This is a genomic window from Methylobacillus sp. DLP286 (assembly GCF_056636515.1).
In genome coordinates this window covers 1,626,198-1,641,308 of sequence record NZ_CM153145.1, presented here as the reverse complement: position 1 = coordinate 1,641,308, position 15,111 = coordinate 1,626,198, and the positions used below count along the sequence as shown (strand labels likewise).

The window sequence follows — 15,111 nt, the reverse complement described above, 5'->3', positions numbered from 1 at the left end:
GATGGCGAACATCCTCATGTATACCACAGGCACTTGCCCTTACTGCATCAATGCCGAGCGCTTGCTATTGAGCAAGGGTGTGCAGCAGATCAACAAGGTGCGCGTCGACCTCGAGCCCGAGCTCAGGCTGAAAATGATGGAGCAGACCGGCAGGCGCACTGTTCCGCAAATCTATATCGACGATGTGCATGTGGGCGGGTTCGATGACCTGCGTGCGCTCGATATGGCCGGCAAGCTGGACCCGTTGCTGGCGAAATAGTGTCACGGTTTTGTAGTACAAAACCTGGGCTGAAGCGGATAGAATGGCAGGCTTGAGTTTTAGACGCTTTTGGGTTTTTAATTTTATTAATATATAGGGGCGCGCTTGGCGCAACCCGAAGTCAAGGGAAGAGACATGGCAGAAGAACAGGCAGCAGCACAAGAGCAACAACCAGCATTCGGTATCGAGAAGGTCTACGTCAAGGATCTCTCGCTGGAAATCCCGCATGCACCGCAAATTTTCATTCAGCGCGAAGCGCCCCAGGTTTCCATCGAGTTGAGCAATGCCACCGCTCAACTGGAAGACGGCATTTACGAAGTGGTGGTTACCGTGACCGTGACTTCCAAGCTCGGCGACAAGACAGTGTTCCTGGTGGAAGTGGCCCAGGCTGGTATTTTCCAGATCCGCAACGTGCCTCAGGACAATATCGACATCATCCTCGGCGTGACTTGCCCGAACATCATTTTCCCATACGCACGCGAAACCATCTCCGATATCGTGACGCGCGCAGGTTTCCCACCTGTATTGCTCAACCCTGTCAACTTTGAAGCGCTGTACGCACAGCAAAAACAAGAGCAGGCCAAGGCGAATGGCGCAACCACACACTAAGCTGTCTTTAGCTGTCGCAATCCTGCTGATGCCGGTCATGGCATCGGCAGTCGAATTCCGTTCCGTGTCCGTGCCCAAGGCGGTGGTGTACGACGCTCCTTCCGCACAGGGCAAGAAAACATATATTCTTAGCCAAGGCTATCCCGTCGAGGTGATCGTGAACCTGGGGGAATGGCTGAAAGTGCGTGACGCGCAGGGCGGCCTCAACTGGATAGAGGCCAAGCAGCTTGCGAACAAACGTACCGTGCTGGTCAAGGGCGGCCAGGCCGACATACGCCAGGCTGCGGATGCAGCCTCAGCGCTGCTGGGCAAGGCCGACAAGGATGTCGTGCTCGACATGCTGGAGTCTCCGGTCAATGGCTGGGTCAAGGTCAAGCACAGGGACGGCATCACGGGCTATATATCGGCCTCCTCCCTGTGGGGCTTTTGATGCGGCTGGTTAAATAGTCCACTATTAATCCACTATGAAAATTTCAGTTTTAGGCGCTGGCGCTTGGGGTACGGCACTGGCCCTGCAAATCAGCCGCCAGCACCAGGTATCGCTCTGGACGCGCAACCAGGCGCATATCATGGATATGCAGGTGACGCGCGCCAACCTGCAATACCTCGGCGACTTCGCGTTCGGCGACCAGCTCACGGTGGAAGGCGACCTTGGCCGCGCGCTGGATGGTGCCGACCTGATCGTCTCCGTGGTGCCGACCAACGGTTTCCGCAATACGTTGAAGGACATCAAGCGGCTGGGTTCCGATGCGCCCGTGGTCTGGGCTTCCAAGGGGTTGGAGGCCGCCACTGCCAAGTTGCCGCACGAGGTCGCACAGGATGAGCTGGGCGACAGCCGCCACTGGGGCGTCTTGTCCGGGCCGAGTTTCGCGGCGGAGCTGGTGCGTGGGCTACCCACGGCCGTAACCCTCGCCGCGAATGATGCGGATTTTGCCGCCAAGGCCGGCGCGATGCTGCATGGCGGCAACTTCCGCGTCTATACCAGCACCGATGTCATCGGGGTGTCGGTCGGCGGCGCGCTCAAGAACGTATTGGCGATTGCCGCAGGCATCAGCGACGGCATGCAGTGCGGCAACAACGCCCGCGCCGCATTGATTACGCGTGGCATGGCCGAAATGACGCGCTTCGGCGTAGCCTTGGGCGGCGCCAAGGAAACCTTCATGGGCTTGACCGGCGCAGGCGACTTGATCCTGACCTGTACCGGGCAATACTCCCGTAACCGTGAGGTGGGCCTGCGCCTTGCCAACGGCCAGACCCTGCAGGAAATCCTCAAGACCCTGGGTCACGTGGCTGAAGGCGTGCATACAGCGCGCGAAGTGGTCAAGCGCGCGAGCCTGCTGGGCGTCGAGATGCCGATTACGCAGGAGGTCGACCAAGTGCTTTCGCATGGGCGCTCGCCGCGGCAGGCGATGGAGAACCTGCTCAGCCGGGAGCAGAAGTCCGAATCGCTATAGCGTTGGCGTCAAAACCGCAATGTTCAAAAGCACCAGCGATGGTGCTTTTTTGTTATATGGGTTGTGATGTGGGGTGTGTTGATTTTATCTCGAGCCGCAAGCCTGGGCCGATTGGCCTTGTGTCCGATGCCATGCGCTAGACCGCGCCGGCGAAATCATGCTGGCGCCAGGCCTCGTACAGCAGGATGGCGGCCGAGTTCGACAGGTTGAGGCTGCGGCTTTCCGGCATCATCGGCAGCCTGACCCTGTGCTGCGGGCTGAACTCGGCGCGGATATCTTCCGACAGGCCGCGTGTTTCCGGGCCGAATACAAACACATCGCCGGGCAGGAAGCGAATGTCGCTATGGCGGGTGCTGCCCTTGGTGGTGAGCGCGAACATCCTGCGTCCAGCCAGCGCCTGTTTGCAGGCTTCCCAGCTCTCGTGCACGACCAGGCTGGCATATTCGTGGTAATCCAGCCCCGCGCGCTTGAGCTGTTTATCCTCCAGTTCGAACCCCAGCGGCCTGACCAGGTGCAGGCGGGTATTGCTGTTGGCGCACAGGCGTATGATGTTGCCGGTGTTGGGCGGGATTTCGGGCTGGTATAACACGATTTCAAACATGGTTCATTCTGCAATGGTACGGGCGATCACCCAGCATTCTACATGGCTGGCGCCCGCATCCTTCACTGTTTTTGCCAGCGCGTCGAGGCTGGCGCCGGTTGTCATGACGTCATCCAGCAATATCACGCGCATATCTTTCAATGCCGCCCGGCATTCGAAGGCGCCTTGCATGTTCCTGATGCGCTGCTTGTAAGGCAGGCTCGCCTGCGGCGGCGTCGGCTTGATACGCGCGCATGCCTGCAAGGCGAGGGGAATATGCAGTTGCTCGCTGACCACCTTGGCAATCTCCGCAGACTGGTTGAAGCTGCGCTCCTGCAGGCGCCGGCGATGCAATGGCATCGGGATAATGCAGTCGGCGGCCGATTGCCTGCCTATATGTTCGGCAACCAGCAGCCCCATGGTGCGGGCAATGGTAAGCAATTGCCCGTATTTGTATTGCTGCAGCACTGCCGATAGGGGAAACCGATATTGAAACAAACTGCGGGCGGCATCGAACGCAGGCGGGGTTTTCAGGCATTGCCCGCACAGCATGCTGTCGCTGCTTGGCAGCGCGCATTGAGGGCAGGCGTTGTCCATGTGCCACGGCATGTCGTCCAGGCAACCGACGCATATGCCCAACGGGCCTGCCTGCCAGCTTGAGCAAAGCAGGCACGATTGGGGGAACAGCGTTTCCATGAATCCTGCCATACGGATAGTGTTGCTCTTATGGGCGTGGATAAACAGGCAAGGGATTGTAATGCCTTATTCCCGATTTTCGTCCGAAAGTGCAAAGCAGGCAAGCAGTGCGGACGTGTATGAGTGTTCAAGACATGTCTATTCTGTCCTGTCATGATTCATGGCGCCTTCATTAAAGAGGACAGGCCTGCGGGCACGACAACGAGAAATGCAATGGCCCAGATTCTTGAATGTTGCCGAAGCGATCTCCTACAGCCATCACAGCCTGGACTGACAGCCAGATCAAGCCTGGGCCTACATGACTCCATGAAAAAATCCCTTAGCATGGTGTTTCGTATCGATGACCAATTGGAAGGAGAACGTAATGAAGGGTTTTTATAGCGTGCTCATGTCAGCCTTTCTGGTAATTCTAATGCCCCATGCTTATGCGGCTGATCCCACTGGCGATGCCCCGCCTGCCCACAAGCAGAAGAATGCAGTGCCTGATTCCCCTGCAAGCGGGAATTACCTTGAGCCTCAACAGCAAGGCACGACAGAGGGAAGCAGTAGTGAAAGCCTGAAGGACGGTGCTGTTCCGACCAATGCCAAAGAAAAGAGCCAGCGTTTCAAGAATGAGCCTGAGCAAGGCGGCACCGACGTTAACCAAAAGCAAAGGTAGTAAGTAAGGTGTTTTGCTATAGGCTCTCTTGATTCCAGCCTTTGCTGGCGCAAGTTAAAAATGGCTTATGCCAACTATATTGGCATAAGCCATTTTGCTTTGTTGATAAGTGTTCTGAGACGGCGAATATTCCTCAATAGGAGAGTGTTTCATGGCGACCGGTGCCCGAGGTTCAACATGCCGGTGTAGGCATGGCAATTGACGTATTCGAAACTTTGCTCTCTTGCCGTCATGACGGCGACTTCATGGTAAGTCGTGAGTTTTGCGGCACTTCCTAATTTTCCCATATACGCTTGCGCTGCTCCGAAAATGCGCAGGTGGGTTTCATGGGTAGCAGCCCATTTTTCCAGGGCATCGAGACCAGTCCAGTAACTCAGGCCATAACTTTGCTTACTTATAGCGCCGTTTGAATCAACGATATTGACGAAGCGGTTGCTCAGGCATCCGATGTCCAGTCCATTTTGGTTTAAAAAACGCATGCCTTGCGACAATTGCGGCAGGATGACCTCTTTGTACAAGTCAATTTCCTGCTGATCGGCATTTTCCCAATCCTGGCCGGAACGGATAATGCACAGGTTTTCATGGGGAATGATGACTTGCCGCTTTTCATTGCCAGGCTTGTTGGTAATGAGCGGTCAGCCCTCTGGCGACAAGGTGCCGGCCTGGGAGGCGGGAATCCTGTCCCGCATGGCGCTCCAATAAGCGTGCTCGATGATTTCTCCGCCCATTCTGTCGCCCAGGTTGCCCAATGCCTTGGGTTCCTGGGTGGCATAATGGGTCTCAAGATGACTGCTCCGGGGAGTGAAGACCTCTTTGAAATACCCGATTCCATCAGTTTCCCTTTCCCAGGATTCCCACCAATCTGCCACATTGCCGCGTCGGTCCATCGGTCATAACTCGCAGGGTTGCGCCAGAACAAGGCAAACAAATGATTGGTAAAGCCCGCCCTGTCGGTGAACGTGGACCGATCCCAATACTGCGGACCATCCGGCAATCCCAGCAGCGAAACCACGGCATGATTTGCAGTCTGGAAAGCTGGCATATTCTCTTGCCCTAAAGTCTGTATGCCGAGATAGCAGATAACGACCTGTGAGACCGTAGCGGGAAACCTTGCGACATAGGTCGGGTATGGCAGCGCTTTGGTCCTGCCGCGGAACGGGCAATTGCCCGGTTGCCTCAAATGCTGCGGGATGGCCGATTCCAATTCAGCTTGCTTGGACATGATCAAACCTTTGCTCGGTATTGGCAGGTTTTTTGGCTATCTGGAATAGCGCATCAATTCTTAGCTGCTCGTCCGCCGAGTTGGGCCTCAGGTAAGCCAGCGCGACATAAACCGTCAGGTTGACCGCCAAGCCGATCAGCCCCGAACTCAAGCCGTAGGTATGGCCCAGCAGTTCGGGAAAGGCTGCCTCAAGCAGGACAGCGGTCAGGAATCCCAGCACCATGCCCGCAATCGCGCCCGCGGCATTGCCTTTTTTCCAGAAGATGCCCAGGAACTGCGGGACGGCAAGCTGGATGATGCCTTGGTAGGCCAACACCGCCAGCGAGAACAGGGCTGGCAATGTCAGGCAGGCCAGCCACGCCGACAGAGCCGTGAGCAGCACCATGCCGAACTTGGCAATGAAAATCAGCTGGGGATGCGTCAGGGTACGGTAGTTGCCGAACAGGTCGTTGGCTATCTGTGCGCCCGTGGCCTGGATGTTGCCGTCAATGTGCCCCATGGAGGCTGCCAGCAATATCATGCCGGCGATGCCCAGCAACCATACGCCACCGGCTTCCTGGCTGGCCAGGAACCAGACATCGTTGGGCTGGTCCGCCACGGCGGGCAGGCCGGAGGCCAGCATGCCGAAAATCAGCAGTGCAGCGCCGAACAACAACGAAAGCGGCATGGCGAGCGCTGCGGATTTTTTCAGGCTATGCACGCTATCGGCAGTAAACAGCCTGACAAAGATATACGGCCAGCACCAGCCGCCTACGGTGCCGGTCAATATGAGGCTGAATACGTACAAAGGCCCCTCTTTGCTGCCAAGGCCGGGGAGAGTGAACATGGAAGCGGGAAGCGACGCCAGTTGTATTCCCTTGGAGTTGACCAGCCATATGATCAGGCCGATCAAGACCGCGGTTCCGATGATATAGGCCACGATACCCTGCGCCATATCCGAGATCACCACGCCGCGCATGCCCATGCGGACTGTCCATACTTGCCGAAGCGCAATGACTGCCACGCCCAGGATTACCGCACTGGTGAAGCCGAGCTTGCCGAGGGACATGTATTGGAACAATCCGCCCAGCGCCTGCATGCCCAGAACCAACCAGGGTATCCCGGAAATGATGCCGATCACGGCGGCAATAGTGCGTATATGGCGCGAGTTGTAGCGCAGGGCAAAAAGGTCCGGCTGGGTCTTCAGGTCAAAATGCTTTCCCCACGTCCATACTGCTTGCGCCATGACATACATCAGTACCACAGTCAGCAGGCTGTACACCAAAACATAGAATGAGATTACGCCGCTTGCGGCAGCCAGCCCGCCAAACGCGGTGAACATCGCCCCCGGATACCAGGTGTTGAGGAAGGACATCGCCTGGAACCTGGCGTCAAAAGAACGTCCGCCCACGGCATAATCGGTAAAGGATCTGTCCTTGCGTTTGGTCAGCTGCAGGATGGTCACGACCATGACGAAGAAGCCGATGAGCAAGCCAAAGGTAATGGTCATCGGGCTGCGCTCCTATCGGAATCCAGAAAATAAGCCGTCACCACGCTGGCCGTGATGCATATCGATACCAGCAGGAAATAGACCAGCGTCGCCGGAAGCCCCAGCATGGCCGGCTGGCCGTTTACCCACCAATACAATGGCGGAAGCAGCGCCAATACCGCATCCGCGATGAACCATAGTTTGATCAGCAACATCCTGTTTAATATCATCGTATCGCCCCTCCGGGATTATTATTTTGTTAGGATGAGCGCATTATTATGAGTATGGGCGGCAGGCATGCCCATCATGCAAATGCAGGGGGAAGAATGGCTGCGTTAGATTTTGCGTTTGACGAGGTATTGCTGGGCGATCTCTATCAATCCGCGCTGCTGGAGCCGCCTGATTCGTTTCAGCAGTCCGCGCTTCGCCAGCTGGACAAATTGATTGGCTTCGACCAGGCCTGGTGGGGCATCATGTCCCCGGCCAAGGTTGGCTTCCAGTTGCGCAGTTCGTTCAGGCACGAGCTGCCACTGGCGTTTGAAGAACATTGGCGGTCGGTGAGCGGCGATGACACGCTGGCCTTGAACGTACAGCTGAAGCCAAGAACGACCATTCACTACCGACACGCGGATTTGTATTCCACCCCGGGTCTCAAGTCGTTGAATGGCGAGCAGCATATCCGCCAGGCCTTGTGTACCTCCATCTTCTTTCCTGACAATCAGTCTTTTCTCTTCATCTCGCTTTTTCGCTCGGGAAAATATGCAAAGGCTTTTAGCCAACGGGATGTCGCAATCAAGCAGAAAATCACCCCGCACTTGTATGCCAGTTGGAAATCCAACCTGCAAGCGGAAATTGAGAGAATGCGCATCCCCAACCAGCTGTTGCATGCCTCGACTGCCTTTTTGGACAGCGAGGGGAGCATCCTCTGCTCCGATGCCGCCTTCAACGGCTTTGTGAACGAGTTATGGCCGCATTGGAAAGAAAAGGGCAGGGTTCCGCTAGGTATGCTGGACGAAGGCTGGATATGCCCTTCCGGCTTGCTCCAGGTGAAAAGGCTATGCGCCGGCGGGCTGGAAAGGATAGATATCAGCCGCCAGCCACTTTTCAGCAAGCTGACGAAACGTGAAAAACAGATCGCGCTTGAATATGCGGACGGGAAGTCTTACAAGGAAATTGCCGCTGGTCTGGCGTTGTCTCCCACTACCGTGAGGCATTACCTGCAGGTGATTTATACCAAGTTGGATATCAACGATAAATCCGAGCTGGTGCGATTCTCGGATGCCTACTCGAGGTCAGTCGAGATGATGAGGTGGAAGGAGGCAGCCAGCCAGGCGGCGCTGCCTCTTGTATCCGGCATGTAGCTTGGCGCCGTGATGCGGCCTTGCCAGTATTATGCCGATTGAATACTGGACAGTTTTTCAAAGTCGCTGGGCTCAAGCGTAATGTCTGCAGCTTTCGCGTTTTCCTCCAGGTGCTTGACCTTGCTGGTGCCGGGGATAGGCAGCAGCACCGGGCTTCTTTGCAGCAGCCAAGCCAGGGCAATCTGGAATGGCGTTGCGCCGTATTTCCTGGCGATTTCCCCAAGCGCGGTTTTTTCAACCGGCAGGTTGCCGGTCGCCAGGGGAAACCAAGGGATAAACCCGATATTGTGCCGGGTGCAATAATCAAGGACATCTTCATGTTGCCGGAAGGCCATGTTGTACTGGTTCTGGACCGTCACCACTTCGAAGTGGCGCTGGGCGGCCTTGATGTCGTCCACCGTAGCTTCGCTCAAGCCGATGTGCTCAATCAGGCCTTCTTTCTGGAACTCTGCTATGGCCTCGAATTGTTCTTCGCGCGGGACTTTGGGATCTATCCTGTGCAGTTGCCATAAACCGATCTGCTCAATCCCCAGCCGTCGCCAGCTCATCAGTACGCATTGCCGGAGATATTCCGGCCTGCCGACAGGCGCCCATATATCAGGTCCATGGCGTGTCAAGCCGCCCTTGGTGGCGATGAGCAGGTCATTGTACGGATGCAAGGCCTTGCGGATCAGCACTTCACTCACATCGGGTCCATAGCTGTCGGCGGTATCAATGAAATTGATCCCCAGTTCCGGAACCCGTTTCAAGGTGGCGATACTTTCCGCCAGGTCTGCGGGCTCTCCCCAAACGCCTTTCCCGGTAATGCGCATTGCCCCGAACCCTAAGCGATGCAGCTTGTACTCGCCAAGCTTGAAATATTGGTTTTGCCTGATAGGCCTTTCAAGTTGTAGGGATAACAGTCTATAGCGCCAAGCAATATCCCTCCTGGAACGGGCGGCTTAATGTTCAAACAGCGAAATGTAAAGCCTGAAGTAACGGCTTATGCTTTTCGCCAGCCACCTCTTGTGCCAAGAGGGAGGATGACCTGTGCGTGTTAGGTCAAGCATTGAGTATACCAATTTGTATGGTGTTATAGCGTATTGATCACATACGTCAGGATTGTGAACGAAATCCACATGAAGCCGATCGTCGACACCACAAAGCTCAATGCGGTGAATACCTTCCACTTTTTCTTGGACCAGAAATCCGTATCGAAAGCTGCAATCGTGAAGATGGTGGGATTGGTGAATCCGCCTATTGCCAGGCAGACACAAGCTGCTGTCGGAAGCGGGATTCCCAAGCCGTAAAAGCTTAATCCGAATAACGCCATCAGGGCGTAGTCGATGTGCGCCCGGATCATGGTCTTGTAGTCGATCAGGAATTCATCAACACCCTTGATCGGGAACCATTTGGCAAAAGTCATCAGCCAAGCAGATAAAATTAAAGCGGTGACACAGGCTACGGCTCCTATCAGTAAAGCGATCATTTACTTCTCCTCCAGTGATTTTGTAAATAAATATATACAGATCTGTATATATGCGAATCATATACCAAGATTTGCAATTTGCAAGGGAATAGATTCAGCGCTAGAAGTCTGGAAAGATGTAAGAAGGCTGGGCTTATGAACAAGCCTCTTAAGTCAGGAGCGCAGTGTGGGCTGGCTGGCACGGCATCTGCAATATGGAAACCAGGAATACCATTTCCGTCCCAAGAAGCATAATGACTAAACAGTTATGATTAATATTTAATCAGTTGTAAATTTATTGTTGTCTTGAATGTTGACAAGCTATAATCCGGTTTTCAATTCCATTTTGATGTCATGGCTACCAAAATCATCACTGCCAAGCAGCAGATGCGGGCAGCACAGAGCTTTCCCTTTTTCTCCAGCCTTGCCGTGGTGATACCGGTATTGATCCCTTTCTGGATTGCGGCCTCGATTTTTACCTATGCCTCGATGGCAAACCATCCCTGTACCCGCGTCTGCGACTACCTTGTGCCTGCAGGTTATCGTTTTTATGGCCTGCTCGGCGCCTGGGTGGTACTGCTCAACTTCAGTTCCAACATGGCAGGCTGGGTAGGGGGAGGGTTGAATCTGGCCCTGATCATATGGGCGGTCAGCGTTCTGGTAATAGTCCCGCTGGGAGTACGCGATATCTTGCGCGCGCGCAAGGAGCCATGGCAGGAATATACCGTCGAGACAACAGAATAAAAGGAAACACATGCGAGATTCAGTGATTGATATACGCGGCCTTGACCGCGTGGAGCGCGCCAAGACTCAGACGCGCGCAGAAGCGCCCAAGCGCTGGGCTGTCGATGAGATCGTCGCGCTGTTCGAGTTGCCGTTTTCAGACCTGATGCACCGTGCCCAGTCGGTGCATCGCGAGAATTTCGACCCCAATGGCGTCCAGGTGAGCACGCTGCTGTCGATCAAGACCGGCGGCTGTTCCGAAGATTGCGGCTATTGTCCGCAAGCCGCACGTTACCATACCGATGTGGAAAAGCAGGATTTGATGCAGTTGGACGAAGTGCTGGCTGCTGCGCGGGCCGCCAAGGAAAATGGCGCCAGCCGCTTCTGCATGGGGGCTGCATGGCGCAGCCCCAAGCAGCGCGACCTGGAGCCGGTGCTGGCCATGATCCGCGAAGTGAAGGCGATGGGTTTGGAAACCTGCGCCACGCTGGGGATGCTGAAAGACGGTCAGGCCGAGCAATTGAAGGATGCCGGCCTCGACTATTACAACCATAACCTGGATACTGCGCCGGAATATTACGGCGACGTGATCACGACGCGTACCTACCAGGACCGCCTGGATACGCTGGACCGCGTGCGCGAGCAGGACATCAATGTCTGTTGCGGCGGCATTATCGGCATGGGCGAAACCCGCGCTCAGCGTGCCGGCCTGCTGGCGCAGCTTGCCAATATGGAGCGTCCGCCCGAAAGCGTACCCATCAACTTGTTGACCCAGGTGGAAGGCACGCCGATGTATGGCATGGACGAGCTTGACCCGTTCGAATTCGTGCGCACGATTGCGGCGGCCCGCATCACCATGCCCCAGAGCTTCGTGCGTTTGTCCGCCGGCCGCCAAAGCATGCACGAAGGCATTCAGGCCTTGTGCTTCCTGGCCGGCGCCAACTCGATTTTCTATGGCGAGAAGCTGCTGACCACGGGCAATCCTGAAGCTGAAGCCGACCGCAAGCTGTTCGACAAGCTCGGCATCCATCCGCTTTAAATCACAGATGCCTTCCATGCTGGAATCCCACCCGGCAGAAGCAGCCACCCCATTGCTGGACGCATTGCAAACCGAGCTCGCCGAACGTGCGGACCTGGGTTTGCTGCGCCAGCGCCGCGTGCTTCAAGGCATGCAGGGCGTGCATGTCGAGGTTGACGGTAAGCGTTTGCTCTCGTTCTGCAGCAACGATTACCTGGGTTTGGCTGCCCATCCGTCCCTGATCTCCGCGATGCGCGATTGCGCCGCCACGGCCGGTGCTGGCGCCGGCGCATCCCATCTCGTCACCGGGCACCAACAGGCGCATGAAGCGCTTGAGCATGCATTGCAGGGTTTCATGGGATTGCCCGGCATCCTGCTGTTCACCACCGGCTATATGGCGAACCTGGGTATCATCACATCGCTGTGCGGACGCGAGGATGCCATCTTTGCCGACAAGCTCAACCATGCCTCGCTCAATGATGCCGCATTGCTCTCGCGGGCCGAACTCAAGCGCTACGCTCACAATGACCTGGCAAGCCTCGAGCGGTTGCTGGCGCAAAGCCAGGCCAGGCGCAAGCTGGTGGTGGCCGATGCGGTATTCAGCATGGATGGCGACCTGGCGCCTGTCCCGGAATTGCTCGCCCTATGCGAGCGCTATGATGCCTACCTGATGTTGGACGACGCTCATGGCTTTGGCGTGCTGGGTGCGAATGGCCGCGGCGTGCTGGAGCATTTTGCGCTGGATTCGCCCCGTATCATTTATATGGCAACCCTGGGCAAGGCCGCAGGGGCGGCAGGCGCATTCGTGGCAGGCCCGAAAATCCTCACTGATTACCTGATGCAGACCGCCCGTCCTTATATCTACACCACGGCAAGCCCGGCGCCAGTGGCGGCTGCCGCAATGGCCGGCGTGCAATTGATCGAGCAAGACCATGCGCGCCGTGCCCATCTGCATGCCTTGATCGCGGATTTCAGAACGTCATGCCGATTGCAGCGCTGGCAGCTGATGGCATCCGAAACTGCGATACAGCCCGTGGTCATCGGTAGCAACGAAGAGGTATTGCAGGTAAGCAAGCGCTTGCTTGAATCGGGCATCCTGGTGCCGGCCATCCGTCCTCCGACCGTGCCAAAAGGCACGGCCAGATTGCGGATATCGCTATCCGCCGCGCATACGCATGAGGATGTCCGGCTGCTGCTGGCAACATTGCATACATTGGAGGCTGCATGAGCGGTATTCATGTCGACATCACCGGCAAGGGCCAGCCCTTGGTGCTGATTCACGGCTGGGGGATGCATGGCGGCGTCTGGCAGCCTTTGGTGAAAAAGCTCTCCCAGTCGTTTGAACTGCATATCGTGGACTTGCCCGGCATGGGCTTGAGCCAGGGCGTGATCGCGAGCAATCTCGATGAAATGGTGGCGTCGCTGCTGCCTGTCCTGCCTGTTCGTGCCGATATCGCCGGCTGGTCATTGGGCGGCCTGGTAGCCATGCGGCTGGCCTTGGCCCACCCGGAGCGGGTGCAGCGCCTGGTGCTGGTGGGGAGCACGCCGTGCTTCATCAATACCGGGCCGGGGCATTCCCAGCCCTGGGAATACGGTATGGCAGCCACCGTGTTCCAGAGGTTCGCACAACAAGTAAACGAGGATTATGCCGCCACCCTGATCAAGTTCCTGACTTTGCAATGCATGGGGGCCAGCGACGCGCGTGCCACCATCAAGGAGCTGCGCCGGGCGCTGGCCGAGCGCCCTGTGCCATCGCCGCTGGCGCTCGAAGCCGCGCTTGACGTGCTGTTGCAGAACGACCTTCGTCCCGAGCTAGCCGCCTTGCAGCAACCTGTGCTGCTGGTCCATGGCGACCGCGACAGCCTCGCTCCAGTGCAGGCCGCCCATTGGCTGGCCCGGCATTTGCCGCATGCCAGCATGCGGGTGATCGCCGGTGCAGGCCATGCGCCTTTCCTCTCGCATACGGCGCAATTCATCGACAGCGTGCGTGGCTTTCTCCAATCCCATGCAGAGCCTGTGTGATGCGTGACGAATACCTGATAGACAAAGCCAGGGTGCGTGCGTCGTTCGACCGCGCGGCAGGCAACTATGACGCTGCCGCGATCCTGCAGCGCGAAGTGCGCGAGCGCATGTTGCAACGCCTTGAGCTGGTGAAAATCACGCCCCGCGTCATCCTGGATGCGGGCTGCGGCACCGGTCACGCCAGCGTGGCATTGGGCAAGCGGTATCGCGACAGCCAAGTGATCTCGCTGGATATCGCCATGGGCATGTTGCAGCAGACCCTGGCGCATTATCCCTGGACCAAGCGCCTATTAGGGCAAAAACGTCCTAGTGCGCTGTGCGCCGATATCGAACAGCTCCCGCTTAAGGACGCCAGCCTGGACCTGGTCTGGTCCAATGTGGCGATCCAGTGGTGCAACGACCTCGATAGCGCTTTCACCTGCATGGCGCGCGTGTTGCGCCCCGAAGGCCTGCTCATGTTCAGCACCTTCGGGCCGGATACCTTGAAGGAGCTGCGTGCAGCGTCAGGGGGCGACCATGTCCATGTCAGCCGCTTCATCGACATGCACGATATCGGCGACGCCCTGGTGCGCGCCGGGTTTTCCGACCCCGTGCTCGACGTGGAGCGTTTCGTTCTCACCTATGACGACGTGCTATCCGTCATGCGCGACCTCAAGGCCATCGGGGCGCACAATGCCGCGGCAGGCCGCGCCCGCGGTTTGCTGGGACGCGGCTTCCTCAACCGCTTGACGGAAGCGTACGAACAATTCCGCCATGAAGGCAAACTGCCCGCGACCTATGAAGTGGTCTACGGCCACGCCTGGAAACCCCAGCCCAAACAGCCCGGCGTCGCCACCGTGACCCTGCATCCGAGGAAACCGCGTTGAGCGCCGCACACCGTAAACAAGCCTACTTCGTCACCGGCACCGATACCGGCGTCGGCAAGACCATGGTCAGCAGCATGCTGGTGCGCCAGTTTGCAGCGCGTGGCCTGCGCAGCGTAGGCATGAAACCGGTCGCTTCCGGCTGCGAACGCCAGAATGAGCAATTGATTTCCGAAGACGTCACGCAGCTATTGGCCGCCAGCAATGTCGAGCTATCATTGTCCGACATCAACCCTTATGCCTTCGAGCCCGCCATTGCGCCGCATATCGCGGCCAAACAGGCAGGCGTGCAGATCGACCTGGATCATATCTTGGCCGCGTTCGAGCGCTTGCAGTCCCAGGCGGATGTCGTGATCGTCGAGGGAGCGGGCGGTTTCTATGTGCCGTTGGATGACCAGCACGATATTGCAGACCTGGCTGCCAAGCTTGGCCTGCCCGTGATTCTCGTAGTCGGCATGCGGCTGGGATGCATCAATCATGCATTGCTGACCGCCGAGGCGATCAGGCAACGCGGTCTGACGTTGGCTGGCTGGGTGGCGAATCAGGCAGATCCAAGGATGGCGATGCTAGAGGAAAATCTACAGACGTTGAAGCAAAGAATGCCAGCAACATGTCTGGGATTGGTGCCATGGCAGGAGCAAATCGATATGCCTGGGGGCACTGATATTGTCAGGGCATTGTTGTAATGAGGATGTTGATTTCAATACGCGCTGGTCGCGGTGGACGATAAG

18 protein-coding genes and 1 pseudogene are annotated in these 15,111 nt (G+C 57.0%); 12 read left to right on the top strand and 7 right to left on the bottom strand.

Annotated elements, in window-relative coordinates; all coding sequences use genetic code 11:
- The first annotated feature begins 1 nt into the window (after position 1).
- The 4 genes from grxC to ACWXTG_RS07945 all read left to right on the top strand — a co-directional run bounded on the left by grxC (position 2) and on the right by ACWXTG_RS07945 (position 2,322).
- Complete coding sequence (gene grxC, locus ACWXTG_RS07960) at positions 2–259, top strand: glutaredoxin 3 (protein ID WP_407993020.1); 258 nt, start codon at positions 2–4, stop codon at positions 257–259.
- A 135-nt stretch (positions 260–394) separates the two neighbouring features.
- Positions 395–868, top strand: a complete 474-nt coding sequence (gene secB / locus ACWXTG_RS07955; protein WP_309566318.1) for a protein-export chaperone SecB — start codon at positions 395–397, stop codon at positions 866–868.
- Between the two features lie 37 nt (positions 869–905).
- A complete protein-coding gene (locus ACWXTG_RS07950; RefSeq protein ID WP_480219534.1) occupies positions 906–1,298 on the top strand; it encodes an SH3 domain-containing protein in 393 nt (130 codons plus the stop codon).
- 34 nt (positions 1,299–1,332) lie between these two features.
- Positions 1,333–2,322 (top strand): NAD(P)H-dependent glycerol-3-phosphate dehydrogenase, encoded by a 990-nt coding sequence (locus ACWXTG_RS07945; RefSeq protein ID WP_309566320.1) that lies wholly within the window; start codon positions 1,333–1,335, stop codon positions 2,320–2,322.
- A 136-nt stretch (positions 2,323–2,458) separates the two neighbouring features.
- Here ACWXTG_RS07945 and trmL read toward each other — a convergent pair whose 3' ends face one another.
- Together trmL and ACWXTG_RS07935 are read right to left on the bottom strand one after the other, a co-directional pair.
- Entirely contained in the window at positions 2,459–2,923 is a 465-nt protein-coding gene (trmL, locus tag ACWXTG_RS07940) for a tRNA (uridine(34)/cytosine(34)/5-carboxymethylaminomethyluridine(34)-2'-O)-methyltransferase TrmL (RefSeq protein ID WP_480219533.1), read from the bottom strand.
- A 3-nt stretch (positions 2,924–2,926) separates the two neighbouring features.
- Complete coding sequence (locus ACWXTG_RS07935) at positions 2,927–3,598, bottom strand: ComF family protein (protein ID WP_480219532.1); 672 nt, start codon at positions 3,596–3,598, stop codon at positions 2,927–2,929.
- Between the two features lie 364 nt (positions 3,599–3,962).
- Here ACWXTG_RS07935 and ACWXTG_RS07930 point away from each other — a divergent pair, with 364 nt between their 5' ends.
- Complete coding sequence (locus ACWXTG_RS07930) at positions 3,963–4,256, top strand: hypothetical protein (RefSeq protein ID WP_480219531.1); 294 nt, start codon at positions 3,963–3,965, stop codon at positions 4,254–4,256.
- Positions 4,257–4,405: 149 nt separating this feature from the next.
- Here the strand turns inward: ACWXTG_RS07930 and ACWXTG_RS07925 are convergent.
- The 3 genes and pseudogenes from ACWXTG_RS07925 to ACWXTG_RS07915 form a co-directional block, all read right to left on the bottom strand.
- Positions 4,406–5,143 (bottom strand): annotated as a pseudogene (locus tag ACWXTG_RS07925) (phenylacetaldoxime dehydratase family protein).
- Positions 5,144–5,461: 318 nt separating this feature from the next.
- Positions 5,462–6,967, bottom strand: coding sequence for a sodium:solute symporter family protein (locus ACWXTG_RS07920; RefSeq protein WP_407997274.1), 1,506 nt, complete (start codon positions 6,965–6,967; stop codon positions 5,462–5,464).
- Positions 6,964–7,161: a hypothetical protein gene (locus ACWXTG_RS07915; protein ID WP_309566325.1), complete on the bottom strand. Its 198-nt coding sequence runs from the start codon at positions 7,159–7,161 to the stop codon at positions 6,964–6,966. The genes ACWXTG_RS07920 and ACWXTG_RS07915 overlap by 4 nt, the downstream gene beginning before the upstream one ends.
- A 111-nt stretch (positions 7,162–7,272) precedes the next feature.
- Between ACWXTG_RS07915 and ACWXTG_RS07910 the strand changes: the two genes are divergently transcribed.
- Positions 7,273–8,307, top strand: coding sequence for a helix-turn-helix transcriptional regulator (locus ACWXTG_RS07910; RefSeq protein ID WP_309566326.1), 1,035 nt, complete (start codon positions 7,273–7,275; stop codon positions 8,305–8,307).
- Between the two features lie 29 nt (positions 8,308–8,336).
- On the opposite strand, the gene ACWXTG_RS07905 is transcribed toward ACWXTG_RS07910, so the two are convergent.
- Together ACWXTG_RS07905 and ACWXTG_RS07900 are read right to left on the bottom strand one after the other, a co-directional pair.
- A complete protein-coding gene (locus ACWXTG_RS07905) occupies positions 8,337–9,143 on the bottom strand; it encodes an aldo/keto reductase (RefSeq protein ID WP_480221219.1) in 807 nt (268 codons plus the stop codon).
- A 236-nt stretch (positions 9,144–9,379) separates the two neighbouring features.
- Positions 9,380–9,775, bottom strand: coding sequence for a hypothetical protein (locus ACWXTG_RS07900; RefSeq protein WP_309566328.1), 396 nt, complete (start codon positions 9,773–9,775; stop codon positions 9,380–9,382).
- Between the two features lie 333 nt (positions 9,776–10,108).
- Between ACWXTG_RS07900 and ACWXTG_RS07895 the strand changes: the two genes are divergently transcribed.
- From ACWXTG_RS07895 to bioD, 6 genes are read left to right on the top strand one after another with little or no spacing between them, the layout of a single operon-like run.
- Positions 10,109–10,498, top strand: coding sequence for a hypothetical protein (locus tag ACWXTG_RS07895; protein ID WP_309566329.1), 390 nt, complete (start codon positions 10,109–10,111; stop codon positions 10,496–10,498).
- 10 nt (positions 10,499–10,508) lie between these two features.
- A complete protein-coding gene (bioB, locus tag ACWXTG_RS07890; protein WP_309566330.1) occupies positions 10,509–11,516 on the top strand; it encodes a biotin synthase BioB in 1,008 nt (335 codons plus the stop codon).
- Positions 11,517–11,523: 7 nt separating this feature from the next.
- A complete protein-coding gene (bioF, locus tag ACWXTG_RS07885) occupies positions 11,524–12,723 on the top strand; it encodes an 8-amino-7-oxononanoate synthase (protein WP_480219530.1) in 1,200 nt (399 codons plus the stop codon).
- Entirely contained in the window at positions 12,720–13,517 is a 798-nt protein-coding gene (gene bioH / locus ACWXTG_RS07880) for a pimeloyl-ACP methyl ester esterase BioH (protein WP_309566332.1), read from the top strand. The genes bioF and bioH overlap by 4 nt, the downstream gene beginning before the upstream one ends.
- Positions 13,517–14,383, top strand: coding sequence for a malonyl-ACP O-methyltransferase BioC (bioC, locus tag ACWXTG_RS07875; protein WP_309566446.1), 867 nt, complete (start codon positions 13,517–13,519; stop codon positions 14,381–14,383). Before bioH ends, bioC begins: the two co-directional genes overlap by 1 nt.
- Entirely contained in the window at positions 14,380–15,066 is a 687-nt protein-coding gene (gene bioD, locus ACWXTG_RS07870) for a dethiobiotin synthase (RefSeq protein WP_480219529.1), read from the top strand. The genes bioC and bioD overlap by 4 nt, the downstream gene beginning before the upstream one ends.
- Positions 15,067–15,111 lie beyond the last annotated feature (45 nt).